The sequence below is a fragment of the Bradyrhizobium sp. genome, assembly GCF_030693485.1.
Lineage (GTDB): Bacteria > Pseudomonadota > Alphaproteobacteria > Rhizobiales > Xanthobacteraceae > Bradyrhizobium.
The window spans coordinates 1-7,037 of sequence record NZ_JAUYAN010000043.1; the positions used below are offsets into that span (position 1 = coordinate 1).

Genomic DNA, 7,037 nt, shown 5'->3' on the forward strand with positions numbered 1-7,037 from the left:
AGATCGCCGACGCCATCGCCGGGGAATGGGAGGCGCAGCCGGAGTTCATCGATCCCCTGTCGATGCCGATGACGCGGTTCGCCAACAGCGTCGTCGATGCCGTGGTCGATCGGGTCGAGGCCGTCACCGACGACGTTGCGAAATATCTCGGCACCGATCTGCTGTTCTATCGGGCCGGCCATCCGCAGGCGCTGGTGGCGCGGGAGGCAGCCCTTTGGGACCCGGTCGTGTTCTGGGCCGCCGAGGCGCTCGGCGCGCATTTTATCCTGGCCGAAGGCATCGTGCATGTCCGCCAGCCGGAGCCTGCGATCGCGGCGGCGCGCGCGGCGCTGCCCGGCGACCCATGGTCAATCGCGGCCGTGCATGTGGTCACGACCCTGACGGGCTCGGCGCTGCTCGCCCTGGCGCTGCTGCGCGGTGTGCTGGACGCCGATCAGGTCTGGAACGCAGCCCATGTCGATGAGGACTGGAATATCGAGCAATGGGGGGGTGATGAGGAGGTTGCGGCGCGCCGCCGGGCGCGGCTGGTCGATTTCAGGGCCGCCGCCAGCATCATCCGGGCGCTGAATCCCGCCGCGTGATGCGTTCCCATTGCGGATCGCACTGCCGCGGTTAACGAGAGGTTTACGCCGCTGGGCTAGCGTTTGCAGTCCAGCGAGTCCTCACGATGCCGATTGCTCCCGTCAATCCGATCCTTGCCGCCGTCGCCGCCAATGGAACTTCAGCTGGCGTCGAGCGCGACCTCGTGCTGCAGCCGGGGACGGTGATCGACGCCAAGGTTCTGAACGTTCTCGCCAACAATATGGTGCGGATCGCGATATCGGGGCTTTCGCTCGACGTGATGTCGCAAATTCCACTGCAGGCCGGCCAGGCCATGCAGCTGGCGGTATCGCAGACCGAAGGCGGCATCAGGCTCGCGGTGGTCGGGCAGGGCACCGGCTCGGTCGGCGACGCCACCGGTGACACCGTCACTCTGGCTCCTGGAGCCCGGACCGATGCCCCCGCCAATGCCACGGCAACCTCGGCCGCGGCGAAGACCATTCTGACGCCGATCGAGAAGCTGGCGGTTTCCACGGCGGCCCAGACCGCCGCCACCCAGCAGGGCAGTCAGGCGCCGCTGTTTGCCAATGCCCAGGCTGTCGCCGGCTCGAAAAACCTGCCGCCGCAACTGCAGCAGGCGGTGACGCTGGTGCTGGCGCAGCGCACCAGCCTCGATCAGAACCTGACCGGCGGCGAGGTGAAAAATGCCTTCCAGAAGTCCGGGCTGTTTCTCGAGGCTTCGCTGGCGTCGGGAGCGCCACCTGCCGGCGTGCCCGATCTGAAGGCGGCGCTGCTCGTGCTTCGCCATACCCTGCTGTCGTCGCTCGGTGGCGCTGCCGCTCCGGCGGATGCAGGCGATGCCGCGGCCCCGCCACTTGCCCCGTCCCAGTCTCCCGACGCCGACGCCTCTGACATTCGAATGCCGCAGGCGCGTCTGGCCGCCGCCGCCGATGTGCCGGCATCGACTGGCGGGTCACGCGCGGCGACCGCCGCCGCGCTGAATGTGCTGCAGGAGGGACTGCAGGAAATCGCCAACGCCCCGCCGCCGGCGATGGGCTCCCCGAAAGAGCTCCGCCCCAATGGCGACGCCGCCTTCCAGACCAACACGCCGCCGCCGTTTCGCGGGGCGCAGCCCTCGGCGCAGCCGGTCGCCTTGCCGTCGCTGCTGACGGATGCGTCACCCGCGACCACCGCGCGTCAGCTGCTCGGCGATACCGAGGCGGCGATTGCCCGCCAGACCTTGTTGCAGGTGGCCTCACTGCCTGACCGTATCGATGCGCCGGCGCCACGGATCGATCCATCGGCGCCGCGCTGGCATTTCGAGATCCCGTTTGCGACGCCGCAGGGCACCGCGATGGCGGAGTTCGAGATTTCGCGCGACGGCGGCGGCAGCGAGGTCGAAGCCGCCAAGCGGATCTGGCAGGCGCGCTTCTCGCTCGACATCGAGCCGGCCGGTCCGGTGCATGCGCTGGTCTCATTGGTAGGCGAGACCACTTCGGTGCGGATGTGGGCGGAACGGCCGGAAACCGCGACGCAGTTGCGCGCCGGTGCTGCGCAACTGAGCCAGGCATTGGCAAAAGCCGAACTGCAGCCCGGCGACATCGTGATCGGCGACGGCAAACCGCCGCAATCGGCGCCGGCGCCCGCCGGGCATTTCCTGGATCGCGCGCTATGAGAGTGGAATCCAGCAGCCGGCTTGCGGTCGCGCTGCACTACGACAAGACTGGCGCGCCGCGCGTCACTGCCAAGGGCAAGGGATCGATCGGCGCCAGGATCATCGAAGTCGCCAGGGAAAACAACATCCCGATCGAGGAAAACGAAGTGCTGGCTGGCGCGCTCGCCAATGTCGAGATCGGCGACGAAATTCCGACCGAACTCTACAAGGCCGTCGCCGAAGTGCTGGGTTTCGTGCTCGGGCTGTCGCGGCGGATGCGGTAACCCCCGCCCGATTGTCATCGTTTCACCACGAAATCAGATGCATCGTCGGTGGCCGTCAACCACATCGGATGCTCCCGTGATCCATCGCCGTCATGCGCTAGGCCTTCTCGCCGCCGCCAGTATTTTGCCCTCCCGCAGCCTTGCCAATGTCTCACCCCAGCGCAGCGAGTTCCGCGACGATCTGGCCAAGCGGTTTACCGCCGAGGGAACGGTCGGCACCTTCGTCGGCTACAAGGTCGACGACTATCTGGTCGTCGCCAGCGACAAAAATCGTTCCGGCGAGGCGATGCTGCCGGCCTCGACCTTCAAGATTCCGAATTCCCTGATCGCGCTGGAGACCGGCGTGGTCGCCGACACGGACAAGGAGGTGTTCAAATGGGACGGGGTGAAGCGAAGCATCGAACCCTGGAACAGGGACCACACGCTGCGCACGGCGTTCGCCGCCTCCGCGGTGCCGGTCTATCAGGACATCGCCCGGCGCGTCGGCGCCGAACGGATGCAGAAATATCTCGATCTGCTGGAATACGGCAACCGCGACATCGGCGGCGGCATCGACCGGTTCTGGCTGACCGGCGATCTGCGCATCGATCCGATGCAGCAGGTCGATTTCGTCGACCGTCTCAGGCGCGGCGTGCTGCCGGTGTCGAAGCGCAGCCAGGAGCTGGTGCGCGATATTCTCGTCGTGACCAAGGTTGGCGATTCCGTCATTCGCGCCAAGAGCGGGTTGCTGGGCGCTGAAGTTGGAAAACCGTCGCTGGGATGGATGGTGGGATGGGCCGAGAAGGGATCGGAGCAAACGGTGTTTGCCCTCAACATGGATTGTCTGGAGCCGCGCCACATCGCCGCCCGCATGACATTGACGCAGCGATGCCTCACCGATATCGGTGCGATCTGATTTGATCGCGCCGCCGCCGAATTCCAGTTCGGTCCACATGGAGAAATCATGAACCCGACCCCAGCCAGGCCACCGCGCTTTCCGCAGCTGACCATGGATCAACTCGATGCGGCGCAGAAGCCGCTCGGGGAGCAGATCGTGAAGGTCTCCAGCATCGGCATCGGCGGTCCCTACAATTCGATGTTGCGCAGCCCGGTGCTGGGCCAGCGGCTGTTCGACCTGTTTCATTATCTGCGCTGGGAAACCTCGATCCCGCTTCACCTCAACGAGTTCGCGATCCTGATCATCGCGCGGCAATGGCGCTCGCAGGTCGAATGGTTCGCCCACGCGCCGATCGCGGCGAAGGCAGGCCTGTCGGACCGGATCATCGCCGAGCTGAAAACCGGCAAGCGGCCGTCCGATATGGCCGAGGACGAGGCCGCGGTGTACGATTTCGTCACCGAACTCACGACGACGCGAAAAGTGTCCGACGCCACCTACGCGAAAGCGAAACGGGTCTTCAGCGATCAGCAGATCGTGGATCTCACGGCGGTGGCGGGCAACTACATCATGGTCGCGATGCTGCTGGCGATGTCCGAGGCCTCGGTGCCGCCGGGCAAGGAGCCGCCGTTTGCGGAGGGTGAGGGGTAGGGCGGGCAAGGCTGTCCGCCCCGGATGGCCGGAGAACCCCGGCGCCCGCCGCAACGCCTCTACACCAAAATCGTCAAAACAACCCCATGTACAGTAGGGCGCCGCTCAGCGGCCACTGGATATCTGCGCGCCGGGCGACGGTACCGGAGCCGGGAAGGCGGTTTCCCGCGCGCGAAAGGCCGTGCTAGAACGCCCTGAAATCCCACGGCAATTGCGGGCGGAAGCACATGAAGGACATCCTGGACACCCTCAAGGAACGGCGCGCGGGGGCGAAACTCGGCGGCGGCGAGAAGCGCATCGAGGCCCAGCACGCCCGTGGCAAGCTGACCGCGCGGGAGCGCATCGAGTTGCTGCTCGACAAGGGCTCGTTCGAGGAATTCGACATGTTCGTCGAACATCGTTCGGTCGAATTCGGCATGGAGAAGACCAAAGTGCCGGGCGACGGCGTCGTCACCGGCTGGGGCACCGTCAACGGCCGCAAGACCTTTGTCTTCGCCAAGGATTTCACCGTGTTCGGCGGCTCGCTCTCCGAGACCCACGCGCAGAAAATCGTCAAGATCCAGGACATGGCGATGAAGGCGAGGGCGCCGATCATCGGGCTCTACGACGCCGGCGGCGCGCGGATCCAGGAAGGCGTAGCTGCCTTGGCCGGCTATTCCTACGTGTTCCGCCGCAACGTCATTGCGTCTGGCGTGATCCCGCAGATTTCCGTCATCATGGGCCCGTGCGCCGGCGGCGACGTTTATTCGCCCGCGATGACCGACTTCATCTTCATGGTGAAGAACACCAGCTACATGTTCGTCACCGGCCCCGACGTGGTGAAGACCGTCACCAACGAGGTGGTCACGGCGGAAGAACTCGGCGGCGCATCCGTGCATGCCACCCGCTCCTCGATTGCCGACGGCGCCTTCGAGAACGACGTCGAGACGCTGCTGCAGATGCGCCGGCTGATCGACTTCCTGCCGTCGAACAACACCGACGGCGTGCCGCAATGGCCGAGCTTCGACGACATCGAACGGGTCGACATGTCCTTGGACACACTGATCCCCGACAATCCGAACAAGCCCTACGACATGAAGGAACTGATCCTGAAAGTCGTCGACGAGGGCGACTTCTTCGAGATCTCCGAAACTTTTGCCAGGAACATCGTCACCGGCTTCGGCCGCATCGCCGGCCGCACCGTCGGCTTCGTCGCCAACCAGCCGATGGTGCTGGCGGGCGTGCTCGACAGCGACGCCTCGCGCAAGGCCGCAAGGTTCGTCCGCTTTTGCGACGCCTTCAACATTCCGATCGTGACGTTCGTCGATGTGCCGGGCTTTCTGCCGGGCACCGCGCAGGAGTATGGCGGCCTGATCAAGCACGGCGCCAAGCTGCTGTTCGCTTTCTCGCAGGCGACCGTGCCGCTGGTCACCGTGATCACGCGAAAAGCCTATGGCGGCGCGTTCGACGTGATGGCGTCGAAGGAAATCGGCGCCGACATGAACTACGCCTGGCCGACCGCGCAGATCGCCGTGATGGGCGCCAAGGGCGCCGTGGAAATCATCTTCCGCAGCGACATCGGCGACGCCGAAAAAATCGCAGCGCGCACGAAAGAATACGAGGACCGCTTCCTGTCCCCCTTCATCGCCGCCGAACGCGGCTACATCGACGACGTCATCATGCCGCATTCGACCCGGCGACGGATCGCAAGGGCGCTGGCGATGCTCAAGGACAAGAAGGTGGAGATGCCGGCGAAGAAGCACGATAATTTGCCGTTGTGAGGGGAACATTGCATGTCCGTGATCGAGGCTGTCGACAAGGTTGAAATCCGCATCCTGGTCGACAACGCGACCGATGTGCTTTCATCGAACCCGTCCTTCGTTGAAAGCGAAGCGGCTTTTATCGGTCGGCGTGGCATGACCAACTCGGCACGATGCCTGTGCTGCGCGGTGCATGGCCTGTCATGCCTTGTCACCGTTCATCGCGGCGGGAAAAGTCATGCGGTGCTGTTCGATACCGGCCCCGAGGACTACGCCTTCGAGCGAAATGTCACGAGGCTCGGCGTCGATCTAGGCGTGGTCGAGAGCATCGTCCTTTCGCACGGCCACTGGGACCATTCCGGCGCGATGTTACTGGCGCTCGGTATGATCCGCGGACGGAATGGCGCCCGCACGGTGCCGTTCTATGCGCATCCCGGTATGTTCGTGACGCGCGGTGTCCGTCAGGCCAATGGTTCGGTGCGCCGGATGGACGATGTGCCCAGCGTAATCGAGCTTTCGGATTTTGGCGCAGCGATGGTCGTGACCACGGAGCCGCAGACGCCACTCGGCGGACTGTTCTATGTGAGCGGCGAAATTCCCCGCGTGTCAGGCTTCGAGCGCGGCTACCCCGGGCAGGTGAAGCGCACGGCCGATGGCTGGGAGCCGGATGAACTGTTGATGGACGAGCGCTGGCTGGCGATAAACATTGCGGGGAAGGGGCTCGTGGTGCTCTCGGCCTGCTCGCATGCCGGCATTGTCAATGTGTGCCGACACGCACGCGCGACATTTCCGGATATTCCGATCCATGCCGTCATGGGCGGGCTACATCTGTCCGGCCCGAACGAAGCGATCATTCCGCAGACGGTAGGGGGGCTCAAGGAGTTCGACATCAAGACAATCGCCGCCGGCCATTGCACGGGCTGGCGCGCCATGACGGCGCTGGCGAAGGAGTTTCCGGATGCACTCGCTCCCACCGCTGTCGGCAAGCAGTTTACGTTCTGAGGTCAGTGGCGCGTGTCAAGCGGCGCGAGAAGGTGGGAGCGCACAGTCCGAGCTTGTGGGCGGATTATCGAAAGCGTAATCCGCCATTGTATTTCGGCGTGTTCTCCAACATCCTTCAGCGGCGGGTTACGGCTTCGCCCAATCCGCGCTACGATTGATCTTGCCTGCGGAGCCCGCCCATGCCCACCGCCTATTTCGTCGTCCGCGCCACCGTCACCGATCCCGCCAAACGCGCTGCATTCGACGCGTGGTATCAGAACGAGCATCTGCCCGACGCCACAAAAGCGTTCGGC

The 7,037-nt window shown here is 64.8% G+C and carries 7 protein-coding genes; all 7 read left to right on the plus strand.

Going from position 1 to position 7,037, the window contains the following annotated elements:
* A partial coding sequence (locus Q8N40_RS03435) for an ATP12 family protein (protein ID WP_305710803.1) occupies positions 1–581 on the plus strand: 581 nt, incomplete at its 5' end.
* An 86-nt stretch (positions 582–667) separates the two neighbouring features.
* On the plus strand, positions 668–2,215 hold the full coding sequence (locus Q8N40_RS03440; protein ID WP_305710804.1) for a flagellar hook-length control protein FliK: 1,548 nt from the start codon (positions 668–670) through the stop codon (positions 2,213–2,215).
* On the plus strand, positions 2,212–2,478 hold the full coding sequence (locus tag Q8N40_RS03445) for an EscU/YscU/HrcU family type III secretion system export apparatus switch protein (protein WP_371135602.1): 267 nt from the start codon (positions 2,212–2,214) through the stop codon (positions 2,476–2,478). The genes Q8N40_RS03440 and Q8N40_RS03445 overlap by 4 nt, the downstream gene beginning before the upstream one ends.
* A 37-nt stretch (positions 2,479–2,515) precedes the next feature.
* Positions 2,516–3,373: a class D beta-lactamase gene (blaOXA, locus tag Q8N40_RS03450; RefSeq protein ID WP_371135603.1), complete on the plus strand. Its 858-nt coding sequence runs from the start codon at positions 2,516–2,518 to the stop codon at positions 3,371–3,373.
* A 48-nt stretch (positions 3,374–3,421) separates the two neighbouring features.
* Positions 3,422–4,003 (plus strand): carboxymuconolactone decarboxylase family protein, encoded by a 582-nt coding sequence (locus Q8N40_RS03455; RefSeq protein ID WP_305710806.1) that lies wholly within the window; start codon positions 3,422–3,424, stop codon positions 4,001–4,003.
* 227 nt (positions 4,004–4,230) lie between these two features.
* Positions 4,231–5,763 (plus strand): acyl-CoA carboxylase subunit beta, encoded by a 1,533-nt coding sequence (locus tag Q8N40_RS03460; protein ID WP_305710807.1) that lies wholly within the window; start codon positions 4,231–4,233, stop codon positions 5,761–5,763.
* A 12-nt stretch (positions 5,764–5,775) separates the two neighbouring features.
* A complete protein-coding gene (locus Q8N40_RS03465) occupies positions 5,776–6,744 on the plus strand; it encodes an MBL fold metallo-hydrolase (RefSeq protein ID WP_305710808.1) in 969 nt (322 codons plus the stop codon).
* Positions 6,745–7,037: the final 293 nt, after the last annotated feature.

What these genes read in the sequence shown, in the direction of transcription:
- Q8N40_RS03440 (WP_305710804.1), top strand. Translation starts at nt 668, where the DNA reads ATGCCGATTGCTCCCGTCAATCCGATCCTTGCCGCCGTCGCCGCCAAT.
- Q8N40_RS03445 (WP_371135602.1), top strand. Translation starts at nt 2,212, where the DNA reads ATGAGAGTGGAATCCAGCAGCCGGCTTGCGGTCGCGCTGCACTACGAC.
- blaOXA (WP_371135603.1), top strand. Translation starts at nt 2,516, where the DNA reads ATGCATCGTCGGTGGCCGTCAACCACATCGGATGCTCCCGTGATCCAT.
- Q8N40_RS03455 (WP_305710806.1), top strand. Translation starts at nt 3,422, where the DNA reads ATGAACCCGACCCCAGCCAGGCCACCGCGCTTTCCGCAGCTGACCATG.
- Q8N40_RS03460 (WP_305710807.1), top strand. Translation starts at nt 4,231, where the DNA reads ATGAAGGACATCCTGGACACCCTCAAGGAACGGCGCGCGGGGGCGAAA.
- Q8N40_RS03465 (WP_305710808.1), top strand. Translation starts at nt 5,776, where the DNA reads ATGTCCGTGATCGAGGCTGTCGACAAGGTTGAAATCCGCATCCTGGTC.